Source organism: Segetibacter sp. 3557_3, assembly GCF_004354985.1.
GTDB lineage: Bacteria > Bacteroidota > Bacteroidia > Chitinophagales > Chitinophagaceae > Segetibacter.
In genome coordinates, this window is sequence record NZ_SMSK01000008.1 from 108,936 (window position 1) to 125,741 (window position 16,806).

The 16,806-nt window shown below is 44.3% G+C and carries 14 protein-coding genes; 11 read left to right on the top strand and 3 right to left on the bottom strand.

Annotated features, from left to right (window positions below):
* Positions 1-12 precede the first annotated feature (12 nt).
* The 5 genes from fabG (at position 13) to EXU57_RS13795 (ending at position 4,438) form a co-directional block, all read left to right on the top strand.
* Entirely contained in the window at positions 13-768 is a 756-nt protein-coding gene (gene fabG, locus EXU57_RS13775; protein ID WP_133268799.1) for a 3-oxoacyl-[acyl-carrier-protein] reductase, read from the top strand.
* A gap of 18 nt (positions 769-786) precedes the next feature.
* Positions 787-1,176: a hypothetical protein gene (locus tag EXU57_RS13780; protein WP_133268800.1), complete on the top strand. Its 390-nt coding sequence runs from the start codon at positions 787-789 to the stop codon at positions 1,174-1,176.
* A 280-nt stretch (positions 1,177-1,456) separates the two neighbouring features.
* Positions 1,457-3,016, top strand: a complete 1,560-nt coding sequence (locus EXU57_RS13785; protein ID WP_133268801.1) for a SulP family inorganic anion transporter — start codon at positions 1,457-1,459, stop codon at positions 3,014-3,016.
* Positions 3,017-3,020: 4 nt separating this feature from the next.
* On the top strand, positions 3,021-3,659 hold the full coding sequence (locus EXU57_RS13790; protein ID WP_133268802.1) for a carbonic anhydrase: 639 nt from the start codon (positions 3,021-3,023) through the stop codon (positions 3,657-3,659).
* Positions 3,660-3,772: 113 nt separating this feature from the next.
* A complete protein-coding gene (locus EXU57_RS13795; protein WP_133268803.1) occupies positions 3,773-4,438 on the top strand; it encodes a carbonic anhydrase in 666 nt (221 codons plus the stop codon).
* Between the two features lie 242 nt (positions 4,439-4,680).
* Here the strand turns inward: EXU57_RS13795 and EXU57_RS13800 are convergent, their stop codons facing one another.
* Positions 4,681-5,328, bottom strand: coding sequence for a DNA-3-methyladenine glycosylase family protein (locus tag EXU57_RS13800; RefSeq protein WP_133268804.1), 648 nt, complete (start codon positions 5,326-5,328; stop codon positions 4,681-4,683).
* Positions 5,329-5,597: 269 nt separating this feature from the next.
* Here EXU57_RS13800 and EXU57_RS13805 point away from each other — a divergent pair, with 269 nt between their 5' ends.
* The 5 genes from EXU57_RS13805 to EXU57_RS13825 all read left to right on the top strand — a co-directional run bounded on the left by EXU57_RS13805 (position 5,598) and on the right by EXU57_RS13825 (position 13,438).
* Positions 5,598-8,045 carry an AsmA-like C-terminal region-containing protein gene (locus EXU57_RS13805; protein ID WP_133268805.1) on the top strand — a complete coding sequence of 816 codons (2,448 nt, stop codon included), beginning with the start codon at positions 5,598-5,600 and terminating at the stop codon, positions 8,043-8,045.
* Positions 8,046-8,208: 163 nt separating this feature from the next.
* Complete coding sequence (paaZ, locus tag EXU57_RS13810) at positions 8,209-10,254, top strand: phenylacetic acid degradation bifunctional protein PaaZ (RefSeq protein WP_133268806.1); 2,046 nt, start codon at positions 8,209-8,211, stop codon at positions 10,252-10,254.
* Positions 10,255-10,585: 331 nt separating this feature from the next.
* Complete coding sequence (locus tag EXU57_RS13815; RefSeq protein ID WP_133268807.1) at positions 10,586-11,365, top strand: enoyl-CoA hydratase/isomerase family protein; 780 nt, start codon at positions 10,586-10,588, stop codon at positions 11,363-11,365.
* A 429-nt stretch (positions 11,366-11,794) separates the two neighbouring features.
* On the top strand, positions 11,795-12,610 hold the full coding sequence (locus EXU57_RS13820) for an N-acetylmuramoyl-L-alanine amidase (protein WP_133268808.1): 816 nt from the start codon (positions 11,795-11,797) through the stop codon (positions 12,608-12,610).
* A gap of 87 nt (positions 12,611-12,697) precedes the next feature.
* On the top strand, positions 12,698-13,438 hold the full coding sequence (locus EXU57_RS13825) for a phosphatase PAP2 family protein (RefSeq protein WP_133268809.1): 741 nt from the start codon (positions 12,698-12,700) through the stop codon (positions 13,436-13,438).
* Between the two features lie 85 nt (positions 13,439-13,523).
* Here EXU57_RS13825 and EXU57_RS13830 read toward each other — a convergent pair whose 3' ends face one another.
* Positions 13,524-14,081 carry a hypothetical protein gene (locus EXU57_RS13830; RefSeq protein ID WP_133268810.1) on the bottom strand — a complete coding sequence of 186 codons (558 nt, stop codon included), beginning with the start codon at positions 14,079-14,081 and terminating at the stop codon, positions 13,524-13,526.
* Positions 14,082-14,359: 278 nt separating this feature from the next.
* Here EXU57_RS13830 and EXU57_RS13835 point away from each other — a divergent pair, with 278 nt between their 5' ends.
* On the top strand, positions 14,360-15,361 hold the full coding sequence (locus EXU57_RS13835; RefSeq protein ID WP_243745595.1) for an MBL fold metallo-hydrolase: 1,002 nt from the start codon (positions 14,360-14,362) through the stop codon (positions 15,359-15,361).
* A gap of 97 nt (positions 15,362-15,458) precedes the next feature.
* Here the strand turns inward: EXU57_RS13835 and nadA are convergent, their stop codons facing one another.
* The gene (gene nadA, locus EXU57_RS13840) at positions 15,459-16,466 is read right to left on the bottom strand and encodes a quinolinate synthase NadA (RefSeq protein WP_133268811.1); all 1,008 of its coding nucleotides are present in this window, start codon (positions 16,464-16,466) and stop codon (positions 15,459-15,461) included.
* Positions 16,467-16,806: the final 340 nt, after the last annotated feature.

Genomic DNA, 16,806 nt, shown 5'->3' on the forward strand with positions numbered 1-16,806 from the left:
AAAACTGACCTCATGAAATTGCTCGAAGGAAAAGTAGCGATCGTTACAGGTGCAGCCCGCGGCATTGGTGCTGCCATTGCTGAACGTCTTGCGGCCCATGGTGCCCATGTTGCTTTTACGTATGTAAGCGAAGGTAGTGCCGACAAAGCCAAAGCAGTTGAAGAAAGGATTACCGCTCTGGGGGTTAAAGGAAAGGCATACCGCAGTAATGCGGCGATTATAGGTGAGTGCGAGTCCTTTGTAAATGACGTGCTTAAGGAATTCGGCAGTATAGATATTTGCGTTAATAATGCCGGCATTAGTAAAGACAACCTGTTGTTGCGCATGACACCCGAGCAATGGGACGAGGTGATGCAGGTGAACCTGAAGAGTGTGTTTAATATGACCAAGCAGGTTATAAAGCCGATGATGAAAGCCAGGAAAGGCAGCATAATTAATATGAGTTCCATTATCGGTCTCAGGGGGAACGCCGGTCAAAGCAGCTATGCCGCTTCAAAGGCGGGAATTATCGGTTTTACAAAATCCGTAGCACTGGAACTTGGCAGCAGGAACATCCGATGCAATGCCATAGCACCCGGCTTTATCGAAACCGACATGACCCAATACTTAAAAGAGGGTGATGCTTCGAAAAATTTTCTTGAAAAAATACCACTTGGCAGGTTTGGCAAAGCTGAAGAAATTGCTGACTCAACATTATTCCTTGCCAGCGATTTAAGTAGCTATGTCACCGGGCAGGTGATAAGTGTTTGTGGAGGACTGAATACATAATTTTCTATTGTGGTCGTTATGACAAGATTAAGCTTTAAGGCTATCTGTCATTTATTTGTTAAACGGTTGAGTCGCTTGGTCAGAACATTTTCTGCCGTTATATTTGCGTACATGCCACGGCCTAAAATCATATCGATTGTTTTAGCAATGCTGATGTTGATTCAGATTGTGCCTGTGCAAAAGATTGGTAAGGCGCTCAGCCAAAATCAATGGACAGAAGAAATCCCCCACGGTAATGAGACACACGCTGAAGATGGCCATTTTGTAAAGGCTATGCTTTTTTCACCGTTTGTTTCGCATACCTCTAACAAGGAATGTTCTAAGGCTTTGATCTATATTCATATTTCGGAGCAAATACCATCCAATCACTCCACGGATGTGGTATCTCCACCACCCGACCGTTGTTAATTCCTGGAACTAATCCCGGCTTCCCGCGTTTTTATAGCTGTTGTTTTAGCCTGGGTTTAGTGGCCGTTGCCAATGTTCCCGGTAATTCCTGCTCTACTGTTTGATCGTTTTTTGCATCAAGCGGCCCGCGTTATTCATCGCGCAAATTTCAAAATTTACAGATCTACAGCTTTGTTTCCCGCATTATTGTGCGTCTTACAGTCTCAATGATCAAATACTGCTTTGTATAAGCATCATCTTACCCTGATCTTGTACTGTATCCTTTTAAAAAATAAGAAGAATGAAAAAATACTTACAGAACGCCGGCGCTGATCTTCCTGCATCGATTGTTGTGTTTTTGGTGGCTTTGCCATTGTGTTTAGGTATTGCATTAGGTTCAGGTGCACCACTATTTTCCGGCATTATCGCCGGTATGGTCGGCGGCATTGTAATAGGCTGCTTAAGTGGCTCTCAATTAAGCGTGAGTGGTCCGGCGGCAGGCTTAACAGCCATTGTAGTTGCTGCAATCACAAAATTGCAGGTGTATGAAGCTTTTTTGCTTGCAGTGGTATTAGCCGGTATCATACAGTTGATTCTTGGCTTTCTAAAGGCCGGTATCATCGGCGACTACGTTCCAAATTCCGTGATAAAGGGAATGTTGGCCGCCATCGGCATAATCCTGATATTGAAACAACTTCCGCACTTTTTTGGCTACGACAAAAACTATGTTGGTGATGAATCATTTGTTCAGGGTAACGATGAAAATACCTTTACGGGTATATTTCACTCGCTCAATGCAATTACACCAGGTGCCCTGATTATCGCGTTGGTATCATTGATCATTCTGATTGCATGGGAAACAAAGTTTTTTAAATCCAAAAGGATACTGTCACTTGTTCCCGGACCGCTGGTCGTAGTTCTGGCAGGCGTGTTTATAAATATTCTTTTTGCCGGCAGTGCGCCAAATCTTGCCCTCGAGCAAAAACACCTTGTTACCCTACCGATTGCTGAAAATGCAGGCATGTTTATTTCGTTTTTTACATTTCCCGATTTTTCGCACATCACCAACCCCCAGGTTTGGATAAGCGGCCTCACTATCGCAATCGTTGCAAGCCTTGAAACTTTACTCGGTATTGAAGCTGTAGACAAACTGGATCCACTCAAAAGGGTAACTCCAACAAACCGTGAGTTGAAAGCCCAAGGCGTGGGCAATTTTGTATCGGGCCTAATCGGAGGCTTACCATTGACCTCGGTGGTGGTACGTAGCTCCGCTAACGTAATGGCCGGTGCCAAAACAAAGGTTTCTACCATCACCCATGGAACGTTACTACTCGTTTCAGTATACTTTATCCCTACGGTACTAAACCTAATCCCCCTGTCGGCCCTTGCTGCTATCCTGATCTTTACCGGTTACAAACTTGCAAAAGTTGGTTTGTTCAAGGATTTTTATAAGAAAGGCTGGGATCAGTTTACACCGTTCGTGGTTACTGTATTGGCTATCCTGTTAACCGACTTGTTGGTGGGAATTGTAATTGGTATCCTGGTAGGCTTGTTCTTTATGGTCCGCAGCAACTTTAAATCTTCTGTGCTTGTTGTAAACGACGACAACAGGTACCTTGTTCGCCTTCGTAAGGATGTTTCCTTCTTAAATAAACCGATCATCAAACGTAAACTTGAAGAAGTTCCGGAAAATTCATACATCCTCATCGATGCTACCCGCGCAGATTTTATCGATAAAGACGTCATCGAAGAAATCAATAATTTTCTCAAACACGCCCACCTGAAGAACATAACCGTGGAGATTAAAAAGAGCATGAATAAAACGATGCACCTCCTGGTTAACGAACCTGTAAACGTTTAAGGTTATGACCTCTTACGACAAATTGCTGCTCGAAAACAAGGCCTGGGCAAAAGAAATGAAGAAAGCGGATCCTGAGTTCTTTTCCAGGTTAGAACATATTCAAACACCTGAATTTCTTTGGATCGGTTGCAGCGACAGTAGGGTTCCGGCTAACCAGATCACCAACACTTACCCCGGGGAAATATTTGTTCACCGGAACATAGCTAACCTTGTTGTAAACACAGACGTAAACATGCTTAGTGTTTTACATTATGCAGTTGATGTGCTCAAAGTTAAACACGTGATTGTGTGCGGCCATTATGGTTGTGGTGGTATCAAAGCTGCGCTCACCACCAACGACTACAAGCAGGTGTTGAATATGTGGCTTCGAAATATCAAAGACGTTTATCGGATACACCGCGACGAACTTGAGCAACTACCGGAAGGTGACCCAAGGTTAAACAAGCTTGTCGAACTTACGGTACAGGAGCAGGTGATTAACCTTTCCAAAACTTCGATCGTGCAGAAGGCATGGGCGGAAGAAAACAGGCCGCACCTGCATGGATGGGTTTATAATCTTGCTGACGGATTGATCAATCCGGTTTTCGACATGGTAGCTGGATCAAAGGTGGATCCCGCTTTCGCTTACAGTAACTTTCACTAGAACAGGTTATCACATAAGTATAGGCTGCTTAATGATGAATGAAACCAGGTCGTTTACCTGTTTTTAGGTCATCTCATTTCAAAACATTTCTTAAAGCGTTAAAACAAATTAGAATGGAAAATTCTTATCTGAAACTTATTGAAGGAAACAAATTATATGCTGAAAGAAAACTTTCAGAAAATCCTGAATACTTCAATAACCTGTCTAAAGGGCAAAAGCCGGACTACCTGTGGATCGGATGTAGTGACAGCCGGGTTCCGGCGAATGAGATTACAAATACCGAGAGTGGCGAAATATTCGTGCACCGCAACATTGCCAATATGGTGGTGCATACCGATACAAACTTGTTAAGCGTGTTGGAGTATGCCGTAAAATACCTGAAAGTAAAACACATCATGGTCGTGGGTCACTACGGATGTGGTGGGGTAATTACGTCGATGACAAACACCTATCATGGATACGTGGATAATTGGCTTCGGAACATTAAAGACGTGTACCACCAGAACAGCGCAGAACTCGATGCGATAGCGGACCACACGGAAAGGGCAAACCGCTTAACTGAACTCAATGTAATCGAACAGGTGAGAAATCTTGCAAAAACTACTATTGTTCAGCGTGCATGGGCCGAAAGAGAACTGCACCTGCATGGCTGGGTTTATGGTATGAATTCGGGTATTATCAAGGACCTTGCTGTCATTCACAATACCAGCGAAAACATCGACCCGATTTATCGTTATACCGAGATTACTCCCTTGTCTTCCGACATCGTAAGTAAGTAGACCAGGATATATGTTGGAGGGGCTTTCTTCGAAACTATCGAAGGAAGCCCTTTTCGATTCTATTATTTTTTGGTGTTAGTATACGCAGCGGCCCCGTGGTACTTTTCTGTCGTGGCGTGACCCTTTGGTCGGGCTTTCCGCTACTACTCCGCTACAAGTCCACGCTGCAATCCCTTCCGCACGACCTGAAACGATAACACGCATCCAATCGGGTTAAACCCCGCTGGAAACAGTTTTAATATTCAGGGCTTCTTTCTTTTTTGAAGATAGGCATGCCACAGCATATAAGCGGCAACCGAACGGTAAGGCCGCCATTGCTCGGCAGTCTGTAGTATCTCATCCTTACCCGCGTGTTTCCCTAAGTGTTTTACTGCTCTTGTACTTGTAACCAGGGCAACGTCGCCGATGGGAAACAGATCGCAACGATGTAACGACATCATCAGGAAGACGTCTACCGTCCAGTCTCCGATACCCTTAAGGTTTTTTAGTGTTTTCCGGATATCTACATCTGGCATACACAGCAAATCGTCGATTACTAAGTCCCCCGTAACAATGGCTTCGGCTACTCCCCGCGCATAACCCGCCTTTTGCCGGCTGAAATAACAGGCTCTCAGGTCTTCAGGCGAAAGTTCCAGCAATCGTTCAGGGGTAAATTCAGGAATAAGGTCTTCCAGCTTATTCAGGGCAGCCTTTGCTGAGGCCAGCGAAACCTGCTGTTCCAGGATAAAGTGAATAATTGTTTTGAAGCTGGGTGCACGGCTCCATAATGGCGGGTAACCATATAACCCGGTTATCGCGCACAATTCCGGGTCTATCCCCGCGAGCTGATCACAAATCCCGTGAAAATCTTGCTTAAAACTCACCGGAAGAAACTTTTCTGAGATATTCATAACCTTGGCGGCTAAACGGTTAATAACAACAAAACCCGCGTGTCTAAAAAGTTTAGGATGTATCCCATGTTTAGGGCGAATTCTTATTGCGCTTCTGCCTGGTTACATTACAACTTTGCGGGCTAAACACTTAGTACCCCGGTAACTAAGTGTAATTCCCCGGCATACAACAGGCACATACCTCTAAAAATCCGGCTTCGGTCAAATTTCGCTTTCCGAACGCAGTTGTTGGCATAGTAATTTGTCTATATGATATACAACTACACTTCTTGAACAAATATCTTAAAAACACACTTAAGGGTTTTGGTTTTCTGGTGGGCTTTCTTTTGGTGTTGTATATAATCGTTTATGTGTATGTGACTACCAACAAGAAGTCAATAGTCAGTCAAATTACCACGGAAATCGGCAAAAGGATTGAAGGCGATGTCTCCATTCGGGATGTCGACTTAAGCTTTTTCACGAGTTTTCCCAGTGTGTCGGTGGTACTTCGCGATATATCTGTAAAAGACACCTTGTTTCAGCAACATCAACACACCTTTTTCCAGGCAGCACAGGTATTTGTGCGTGTTGGCTTTTGGAAGCTCATAAAAAAAGAGTCGGCACTTACGGGTATCCAGATTCGTAAAGGGAGTTTATATCTTTTTACCGACAGTACCGGCTATAGCAACAGTTACCTGCTAAAGCAAAAAGCCCAGGCTAAAAAACCTGCATCGGTTTCACAAAACAGTGAACTTCGCGATGTAAGTCTCAACGACTTCGTTGTTACAATCGACGACCTGGAAAAACAAAAGCTAATCGACTTCACGGTTCAGTCACTCAAAGCGGATATCAAAGATGAGGGTTCGGTTTTGTCGATGGATGTAAACAACAACATCTTCGTACGCAGCCTTGCATTTTATTTGCCGCGCGGAAGCTTCATCAAAGAAAAATCGTTCGAGGGCAACTATGCGCTTCGTTACAACAAAGACTTGAAACAACTTCAGTTCGACAGCATCGATGTGCGTATTGCGAAACATCCCTTTAATCTTACAGGCAGGTTTGATCTATCGCCCATCGAAGGGCGAAAGCCCGAAATGCTATTGCGTGTTCACACCCGCGACATTGGCTACAATTTCGCACGTACCCTGGTTACACAAAAAATTTCTAAAGCCCTTTCCATAGTAGAGGCAAGTAACAAGCTCAGTGTATCTGTTTCGGTTCAGGGTCCGTTAAAAGGAGAGCCACTAATACATGCATCCTGGCTAACCAAAAACAACGACATTAAAAGCCCCCTTATCGAATTCAACGACTGTTCTTTTGCAGGAAGTTATACAAACGAAGTAGTTGCCGGCTTGCCCAGGAAAGATCCGAATTCTCGAATTGAAATCCGCAAGTTCACAGGTAAGTGGCAGGGTCTGCCAATTACATCCGAAAACATTCTTATCAATGATTTGTACAAGCCCTTATTGACCTGTGATCTCAAATCAAAGTTTCCACTCACAACGCTTAATGGCCTTTTAAACAGCGCTTCAATCACGCTTAATTCCGGGCAGGCAGAAGCCGACTTAAAGTATAAGGGTCCTCTGCAAAGAAACACGACAAATAACTCTTTTGTCAATGGAGTGATCAACATCCGCAATGGTTTAATCAACTATAACCCTCGCGGCATCCCACTTCAGAATGTTAATGGCAAGATTGTATTTCGCAACTCGGATGTCTTTGTGCAAAACCTCCAATGCGAGGTCTTAAATAATAGTATCATCATGGAGGGAACAGCCCGAAACGTGCTAACCCTCGTCAACACTCAGGTTAATAAAGTGGTGCTTGACTGGAGTGTTTATTCGCCCTCCTTAAATCTTGCTGCCTTTACGTCGTTGCTCAAAAAACGGCAGAACGTTGTAGCCAAAAAAGGCATTGGCAACCAAATTGAAAGCGCCGCACGAAAGCTGGATGAAGTACTTGAAAAGGGAAGCATAGATGTTAGTCTTCGTGCCGATAAGCTCATCTACAAAAAGTTCCAGGCAACAAACGTTACGGGGTTGATCAACATGTTGCAGGACAGCTGGATTCTACAAAAGATCAGCCTCAACCATGCCGGTGGTCAAATGGAAATAACTGGCTCATTAAAAGACAAAAACGTTAACTATCACGATGCAAAAGCGCGCATATCCCTCACAAATATGGACGTGAGTAGGGTCTTTGGCGCCTTCGACAATTTCGGCCAGGATGGTATTACAAGTGAAAGCCTGCGGGGGCAGCTAACCTCCGAGGTAAACCTCTATGTTGGTCTTGACGACAATGGCAACGTATACCCATCAACAATCGACGGCCTCGTGGTTTTTTCATTAAAGAACGGTGCGCTTCTAAATTATGAACCCGTTAAAAAGCTCCAGAATTTTCTCTTTAAAAATCGCGATTTTGATAACATACAATTCGCCGAATTGAAAGACACGCTTGAGATCAAAAACCAGGAGGTTAAAATCAAACGTATGGAGATCCAATCCAGCGTACTATCAATGTTTGTGGAAGGGGTCTACAGCATGAAGAAAACTACCGATCTCTCCATCCAGATCCCCCTAAGCAACCTCAAAAAAAGGGACAAAGATTATACTCCTGAGAATGTGGGCACGGACAAGAAAGGCGGCACCAGCGTTTATATCCGCGGAACACCGGGCCCTGATGGAAACATCAAATTCCGCTACGATCTCTTTAAAAAGTTCCGCGATAATGAGGATTAACACGAGTCGTGTAAGCCTGCAAAATCTCTTTTTCATACTATCTAATCCTTCCGCACAGCGGCCCAAAGTTCTCATAACAATCCCCTGCATGGTAATACATCATCGTATTATTTCCAGACACGATTTTACTAACAATTGTTAGTTTTGTTCAATAAAGGTGCTTATGCAAAAACTGGAAAATTTTGTTCTGGATAAATGGGTTACAGGCGATGGCGACGGCCAGTTATTGGTAAACGCCGTTACTGCCAGCCCGGTTGCAATTGCAACAGCCGACGGGCTTGACTTCGAAGCCATGCTCAACTTTGCGCGTACAGTCGGAAACCCTGCGCTCCGCAAATTGACCTTCCACGAGCGGGGTCGAATGTTACGGGCGCTTGCATTATATCTATCCGATCGCAAAGAACAGTTTTACAACATCAGCTATCAAACCGGTGCCACAAGATCAGATAGTTGGATCGATATAGAAGGAGGTATAGGAAACCTGTTTGCCAACGCTTCACTCCGCAGGAAATTTCCAAATGAAACCTTTTGTCTCGACGGTGAGAGCCACAAACTCAGCAAAACAGGAGGGTTCGTGGGTCAACACATCCTGGTACCAAAAGAGGGCGTCGCAATCCACATCAATGCTTTTAATTTCCCGGTGTGGGGCATGCTTGAAAAAATTGCGGTCAACTTGCTGGCAGGGGTACCGGCCATTGTTAAACCTGCTTCACTCACCTGTTATCTTACCCAGGCCGTAGTAAAAGAGATCCATCGGTCAGGTATACTGCCGGCAGGGGCACTTCAACTCATTTGCGGCAGCACCGGCAACTTATTAGATCTTGTTTGTTCCCAGGATGTGATCACATTTACCGGCTCCGCCGTTACCGGCCAAAAGTTGAAATCGCGCCAGAGAATTCTCGAGGAAAATGTTCCGTTTAACATGGAGGCGGATAGCCTCAATTGTATTGTGCTGGGTACTGATGTGGAACCCGGTATGCCCGAATGGGACCTGTTTATAAAAGAAGTCAGACGGGAGATGACGGCGAAAGCAGGGCAAAAGTGTACTGCTATCCGGAGAATATTTGTACCGGTTAACAAACTCGAAGATGTGCAGATTGCTATCGGTGCTGCACTTCAAAAAACAGTCATTGGTAATCCCGCCAATGAACAGGTTAAAATGGGAGCCCTGGCCGGCAAAGGGCAGGTTGAAGAGGTTAGAAACCATGTAAAAGAATTGCTCCGTTCGTCCTCACTTGTTTATGGGAGCCTGGATCATGCCGACCTTGTCGATGCCGACTATAATGTTGGCGCATTCCTGTCGCCCATGCTTTTAATGAATACTAATCCTTTCTCAGCAGAGGACGTTCATACCATTGAAGCATTCGGACCGGTCAGTACCCTTATGCCATATTCAACCATCGGCGATGCGGTTGAGTTAGCAAAAAAAGGCAAAGGTTCCCTGGTTTGTTCTGTAGTCACTGCCGATCCAAAGATTGCATCAACCTTTGTTTTACAGGCAGCCACCCATCATGGTCGCATACTCGTGCTCGATAACGAATGCGCAAAAGAGCATACCGGTTTTGGTAGTCCACTTCCACTCCTCGTTCATGGCGGACCTGGCCGGGCCGGGGGAGGCGAAGAGATGGGCGGCATCCGCGGTGTAAAACATTATATGCAACGGGTTGCCATACAGGGATCACCTACAATGATCTCTGCAATCACAAACGTTTACCAGGCCGGTGCAAAACAAGTTCAGGAGGAAAAACATCCATTTAAAAAGTACTTCGAAGAATTGAAAGTAGGCGACACGCTGGTGACAGCAAAGCGAACAATCACCGAAGCCGACATATCAAACTTTGCCAATCTTAGCTGGGACCACTTCTATGCACATACCGACCATACTTCCCTTCAAGGTACACTCTTCGAAAAACCGGTTGCACATGGCTACTTCATACTAAGTGCAGCTGCCGGTTTATTTGTAAATGCAGAAAAAGGACCGGTATTACTGAATTATGGAATAGATGAACTGCGATTTACAAAACCTGTGTATGCAGGTACTACCATCGGTGTCAGGTTAACGGTAAAGGAAAAGATTGATAAGGATAAACGCGACGAAAGCGAGATCGGAAAGGGGATCGTTAAATGGTTCGTCGATGTTTATGATCAGGACAACGAGCAGGTAGCGGTAGCCACCATTTTAACCATGGTCAAGAAAAGGGAAGGCTGACCGAAATACGCAAGTTTAAAATGAATGCTGCAGAATAATGTCTTGATTTACCGGTTGCGAAAATTACCTGTTGCAAGTCATCTCGTATTCGTTTAAATTCACTACCTGATCAACCATGTTGCGGGAGTTAGTAATCGGTAGTTGCTCAATTACGGTCTTTTTTTTTGGGCCCGGCGGTGATGATTTAGATCAACATCGTTGCGTCGCACTCTTGTACTCAATGTTCAATATTCAGCTTACTAAGCAACTGCGTTGGTAAACAGAATTGCATGAGATCCGTCTTTCCGGAAAATCGGGCCACCTGATCTTTATTACACCAAACAAATGCTATATGATTACCGAAATCAAAGAAGGCTATGTAAAAACGGAAACCGAACATGGTATTTGCACCATTGAGTTTCATCATCCACAGGGAAATTCTCTGCCCGCCAAATTGCTCGAAAACCTTGCACAAACAATCCATAGTGAGGGATTAAATAGTCATACAAAAGTGATTGTATTACGGTCAACCGGCGATACTACTTTTTGTTCCGGTGCTTCGTTCCAGGAGCTTGCTGCTATCACTAACGAGCAGGAAGGCTTTCAGTTTTTTCTTGGATTTAGCAAGGTCATAAATGCAATGCGTAAAACACCCCAGTTTGTTATTGCAAGAATACATGGTAAGTGCGTTGGTGGAGGAGTGGGTATTGCAGCAGCGGCTGATTATGCCATTGCAAAGGAAGGAGCAGACGTTAAGCTTAGCGAGCTATCGATTGGCATCGGCCCTTTTGTAGTAGGTCCGGCTGTTGAACGTAAACTTGGTCTTTCAGCATTCACCCAGCTCAGTATCGATTCAGCCATGTGGCGCACCGCCGATTGGGCAAGAAGGAAGGGACTTTATGCCGAACTACACGCAGAAACTACTGGTATGGACGACTCGATTGAACGATTGTCCGACTCGCTGGCCCATAGTAGCCCCGCAGCAACAAAAGAGCTAAAAAGAATTTTTTGGAAAGGCACAGAACACTGGGATGATATGCTTAGCGAGCGGGCAGCAATCAGCGGCAAATTGATACTTAGCGATCACAGCAAAAATGCCATCGAAAAGTTCAGGTTGAAAATAAAAGAATAGTCGGGGATTGTGCTTTAGTACCGTTTTTTATAGCCGAAGTTCAACCATATGTTTATAGTTGTATTCACCGTCGCTCACCTGTGGCGGAAAGTAACAGGCGAGCCCCGATCAATTCTCGGCCTCAGACCCAACCGGGTGTCACCAATAACAGGTTGCGGGTAGGCCAATATACGACCCCACCAATCGAAGATGTCCACAATATGCCGGCAATACCGCCCATCCGGCTCAGGCAACCGGTTAAAGTACACTGACCCATTTTCAAGGGCATAATGCCGTTTGCTGAGAGAGCACTTTCAGCGAAAATCCGCAGCAGTGTTGATATCAAAGTGGTCCTCCACTTGCATTGGTTAGGTTTTACTATCTTTTCATGCCTGCGATAACCTAAACTACCTTTCGTAAAGAATCGTTTAATTGTGCAAAAATTACAGCATGCGATCCCTTTTGTTTTTTATGCTTTGTATGGTTTTGCTTGTAGCTGGCTGTAGTCATCATCCATATCACGAAACCAATCTTCACTATAAAAGACAGGCAAAGGAACTTAGTAAACAATTGAGGCAAAAACCTGGTCTTTTTGCAGCAACAAACAAGGTTCCTACGCAATGGGTGGGCACAACCAACTTCAACCTTCGTAAGCCAAACTATGTCATTATCCATCACACTGCCCAAAATAGTTGTGAGCAAACATTAAAAACCTTTACGCTGGTACGTACCCAGGTTAGTGCACATTATGTAATTTGTAAGGATGGTATGGTGCATCATATGCTTAACGATTACCTGCGCGCATGGCATGGAGGTTCGGCACGTTGGGGTTCACTAACCGATATAAATTCTTCATCCATCGGTATTGAAATCGACAACAACGGTTTTGAAACGTTTACTGAACCGCAGATCAACAGCTTACTGGTATTATTGGATACTTTAAAGTTTAAGTATGCAATACCCGTAAACAATTTCATCGGCCATGCTGATATTGCGCCTACCCGTAAAAACGATCCGAATGTCACGTTCCCGTGGAGAATGCTTTCAGAACGTGGGTTCGGACTTTGGTACAGCGATACCACTAACCTTTTTGTTCCCGAAAATTTTAATGCTATACTGGGGTTGAAAATTGTAGGCTACGATGTACGTGATAGCTCGGCAGCAAAGCTTGCTTTTAAGCGACACTTCCTACAGGATACCACAAGATCATGGAATGAAGCTGATCAAAAGATCCTGTACGATATCATGCGAAAGAGTATACTTTAGGTCAAAATACTGGCACCAATTTTTGTGTATTCTGGTTTTGGCTATATGCCTCTGTCCCGCAACTGACACAAAAAATAAACTGATTAAATGATAAAAAGGGTAAGACAGGGCATTAAGAAATTTTGGGCAACGGTTACCCTGGTGTCTGTTGAATTGCTCGTTACCCTTATTGCTTTTTTCGGTGCAATGCTGGTTTTTGTTTTTTTAATCAGGATGGTTTTTTTTCAAAACCGCGAAGAGTTTGACCAGCGGGCCTTCCGGTTTATGAACTCGATTGTAAGCTATAGGAGTACAGAGATAATGGAATTCTTTTCTCTGCTTGGTACCCACTATTTTCTAATTCCCGCTAATCTAATACTCGTTTTCTATTTTGCCTTCATACGTAAACATCGATGGTATTCCATTAGGGTACCTGTTATTGCACTAAGCAGCATGTGTATGATGTTTCTGCTGAAACTTTTTTTTAAGCGGGAGCGTCCCTTAATGCCATTGCTCGAAGCAGCCAGGGGAATGAGTTTTCCGAGTGGCCATGCAACCATGAGTTGTTCATTTTATGGCTTGCTGATCTACATGATTTATCGGAGTGAAACCATTCACCGTACAGTTAAAATAATTAGTATAACGGTGCTTAGCTTATTAATTGTTTGTGTGGGTGCAAGCAGGGTATACCTGCGTGTACACTATGCAAGTGATGTGATTGCAGGATTTTGCCTCGGCCTGATGTGGCTGATGTTATCTATCTGGATACTTAAGAAGATTGAAGTTTTCAGCAGCCGGAAGGTAAAAGTTATTCCTAGCGCTGAAACGGTTCCTACCGGTTTGAAGTAAGCCTGGCCACCCGTAGTTAAAAGTAAAGGTCCCGTTCTACGATGTTTTATTATCTCCTGTAGGTGCGGAAATAATTTCCCACCCATTAATCATTGATGTCTTCAAGGATATCCTCTTTGTCAGCACCGAGGCTATAATAATTGTTTTCTTCGTCTTCCTCGCCCAACGCTTCATTGTTGTCGTCCATCTCTGTGCCGGGTAAATCAAGATCGTCGGCCATTATGTCTTTCAGACTATCTGTTGCGGTAAGTTCTTCCTCCATATTACGGCCAATAGTGCCGTCTGTAGCTTCCAATATTAAAAGATCATCTTCGGTTACATCCGCCTCTGTTCCGGCCACTATACCAATTTCATCGTCTTCTTCGGTAGCTGCTGCATCTTCGCCGGAATTGGGACGTTGTGTTTCGTCCCGTTCAATAAAACGAATTTTGTTTGTTGACCTTGTGATATTTTCCACGTCAACGTCTACCCGTTCGGTATTGTTCTCTGGATTTAGAATGTCGTCTTTAGCAGGATAGTGGGGGTAACCGGGAAAATCCTGGTCGATCTTTTCATCGTTTGACTCGGGCACTTCTTCAGGCTTATTAATAGGGTCTGGTTGCTCTTCTTTGTCGGTTTCCGGTGTCCTTTTTTCTTTGCTCATGATCTGGTTTTTGTTTAGTTCTAAAAATCCTGTGCCGCAACCGCAAGTACAAGGTGTACATGAATCTTGAAGCATAGTAATTGCTTTTACCCATCTGGATAGCACTTTGTTTATCATACTACTTCGGAAGCCATGTTTGAACCTTTTGAACTAAAATTTGCTCAAAACAGGATGTTTGTCAGCACGTAGCAGTATTGTATGCGTGGCATGTTTTTATTACGAAAACCTTCATCCGATAAACAATTCAGTCATCTTCAAAAGAAAACTCCAGCATAAATATGAAAGCAGTACAGAATGAGCGCATTCCCCGGAACATGTTTAGCGTTGCTCCCGGCATATGGGGCATGAAAGACGTATTTGTAAACTTTTATATGATCCAGGATGAAGAGTCCGCTGATTGGGTCCTGGTCGATACCGGTTTAAAGTGGTCTGCGGGAAAGATAAAGAAGATGGCCGATTACCTTTTTGGATCCGATAATCGTCCTTCAGCGATCATCTTAACCCACGGCCATTTTGATCACGTTGGTTCTCTGGCACGGCTTGCCGAGGAATGGGACGTGCCGGTTTATGCACATTTTTTAGAAATACCTTATCTAACGGGCAAGTCGTCTTATCCACCGCCCGATCCAACTGTGGGCGGAGGCATGATGGCCTGGATGTCTTGGGTTTATCCAAATGGACCGATTGATGTTTGGAACAGGATAAATGTGCTACCAGCCGACGGCACAATACCTGTGTTGCAACAATGGAGCTATATTCATACACCAGGGCACTCTCCCGGCCATATTAGTTTGTTCAGGCAGTCAGACAAGGTTATCATTGCGGGAGACGCATTCGTAACCACAAACCAGGAGTCGGCATTTTCTGTGATGACACAGAAGAAAACGATACAGGGGCCCCCAAAGTATTTTACCTACGATTGGCAAAGTGCAAAAAGCTCAGTTCTTGAACTTTCCGCATTAAACCCGAAAGTTGCAGCCACCGGCCATGGTAAGCCTATGCACGGGGTAGAACTTCGCGACGCCCTGCTTTCCTTGTCGCAACACTTTGATGAGCGTGCAGTACCCGAACAAGGCCGTTATATTGACGAACCAGCGATAACAGACCCGAACGGTGTGGTGTACCTGCCTGAAGATAGGTTCGACAGGAATGCGCTTGCCCTGAAAGTAGTGGCAGTTACAACCGTGTTTGTGCTTGCGCTAATATTTTCAGACAAAAAGAAAAAGAAAAAAAAGAATCAATTAAATAAGAACCTGTTGGATATCGAGTACAATTTCTAAGCAGGGTCTTTTCTTATAGAAAATGCCGGTTCAGTTCGAACCGGCATTTTCGTTTATAATCGCGTAACTAAAGCTGCGGCTTTCCGCTGAATTCAAGCTAGCCGATGAGTCCGGCCGCTTTGCTGATTTCGAGCATCCGGTCGATAGGCTTTTTTGCCGCAAGCCTGAGTTGCTCATCCATGAGTATCTCCGGGGTTTCGTATTCCATACACAGGTAAAGCTTCTCCAACGTGTTTAACTTCATATAAGGGCAATCGTTACATGCACACGAATTCGTTGGAGGCGCGGGTATAAAGGTCTTTTTTGGAGAATTTTTTTGCATTTGATGCAGTATCCCGGTTTCGGTAGCTACAATAAACTCATTGCCCGGATCTGTGGTAGCAAATCGGAGTAACTGGGTAGTGCTACCAATATAGTCTGCAACCCGTAAAACCGCCTCCTCGCATTCAGGATGAGCAATCACTTTAGCATAAGGGTGTCTAACCTTGAGTTTGGTAATCTTTTCGAGGCTAAAAATTTCGTGAACCATACAAGCCCCGTTCCACAGCAACATTTCCCGACCTGTTTTCTTCTGCAGGTACCCGCCGAGGTTTTTATCCGGAGCAAAAATGATTTTCTGTTCTGGCGGAAGACTCTCGATGATCTTCTCCGCATTGCTGCTGGTGCATATGATGTCACTAAGCGCCTTGATGTCGGCAGTGCAATTTATATAGCTTATGACCAAATGGTCCGGGTGCTTCTCTTTGAAGGCCTTAAAGAGCTCCGCAGGTGCACTGTCGGCCAACGAGCAGCCGGCCTTAAGGTCTGGTAATACAACTTTCCGGGTCGGGTTCAGGATTTTAGCGGTTTCTGCCATGAAGTGAACACCCGCAAAAACAATCATATCTGCTTCGGTGCTCTGGGCCTTTTGAGCGAGTCCCAGACTATCTCCTATAAAATCTGCAACATCCTGAATATCGGGCTCCTGGTAAAAGTGCGCAAGCACTATAGCATTCTTTTCTTTTTTAAGGCGTTCAATTTCAGCAAACAGGTCAATGTTAACGTCGATATCAATATCGAGAAAACCTTTGTGACCTACACTTTGTTTTGCTTCAACTATGTTCATAATTATGGTAGTATTATATATAGTTTAATCTTTTTTATAAAATAGCTACTACTATTAGTGGTGTGAATAGCGGGATAACTTTTTACCAGGTTATTTGCAAATTTAGCTAAAGCTGGTTTATTCACTGTTGTTAACACCCAATCCACAGTGTACTTTATAATATCATTGAGGATTTGCCTTGCTTACTAACATTGGTGGATTACCGGTGGACTGTAAAAAGAGATCAGGATTGGGATACTTTAAACCTGTTAATAAGGTTTTAGCAAATTGGGTTTTACTAAGGCAATCACCAGCAACCCGGTATGACATGGCAAGTTAAACCCCAATTTCCCCCGTTTTT

Bases quoted from the DNA above. Each gene is read 5' to 3' on its own strand.
- paaZ (WP_133268806.1), top strand. From the start codon at position 8,209: ATGCAAAAACTGGAAAATTTTGTTCTGGATAAATGGGTTACAGGCGAT.
- EXU57_RS13795 (WP_133268803.1), top strand. From the start codon at position 3,773: ATGGAAAATTCTTATCTGAAACTTATTGAAGGAAACAAATTATATGCT.
- EXU57_RS13815 (WP_133268807.1), top strand. From the start codon at position 10,586: ATGATTACCGAAATCAAAGAAGGCTATGTAAAAACGGAAACCGAACAT.
- fabG (WP_133268799.1), top strand. From the start codon at position 13: ATGAAATTGCTCGAAGGAAAAGTAGCGATCGTTACAGGTGCAGCCCGC.
- nadA (WP_133268811.1), bottom strand. From the start codon at position 16,466: ATGAACATAGTTGAAGCAAAACAAAGTGTAGGTCACAAAGGTTTTCTC.
- EXU57_RS13800 (WP_133268804.1), bottom strand. From the start codon at position 5,328: ATGAATATCTCAGAAAAGTTTCTTCCGGTGAGTTTTAAGCAAGATTTT.
- EXU57_RS13780 (WP_133268800.1), top strand. From the start codon at position 787: ATGACAAGATTAAGCTTTAAGGCTATCTGTCATTTATTTGTTAAACGG.
- EXU57_RS13820 (WP_133268808.1), top strand. From the start codon at position 11,795: ATGCGATCCCTTTTGTTTTTTATGCTTTGTATGGTTTTGCTTGTAGCT.
- EXU57_RS13830 (WP_133268810.1), bottom strand. From the start codon at position 14,081: ATGAGCAAAGAAAAAAGGACACCGGAAACCGACAAAGAAGAGCAACCA.
- EXU57_RS13785 (WP_133268801.1), top strand. From the start codon at position 1,457: ATGAAAAAATACTTACAGAACGCCGGCGCTGATCTTCCTGCATCGATT.
- EXU57_RS13825 (WP_133268809.1), top strand. From the start codon at position 12,698: ATGATAAAAAGGGTAAGACAGGGCATTAAGAAATTTTGGGCAACGGTT.
- EXU57_RS13790 (WP_133268802.1), top strand. From the start codon at position 3,021: ATGACCTCTTACGACAAATTGCTGCTCGAAAACAAGGCCTGGGCAAAA.
- EXU57_RS13835 (WP_243745595.1), top strand. From the start codon at position 14,360: ATGAAAGCAGTACAGAATGAGCGCATTCCCCGGAACATGTTTAGCGTT.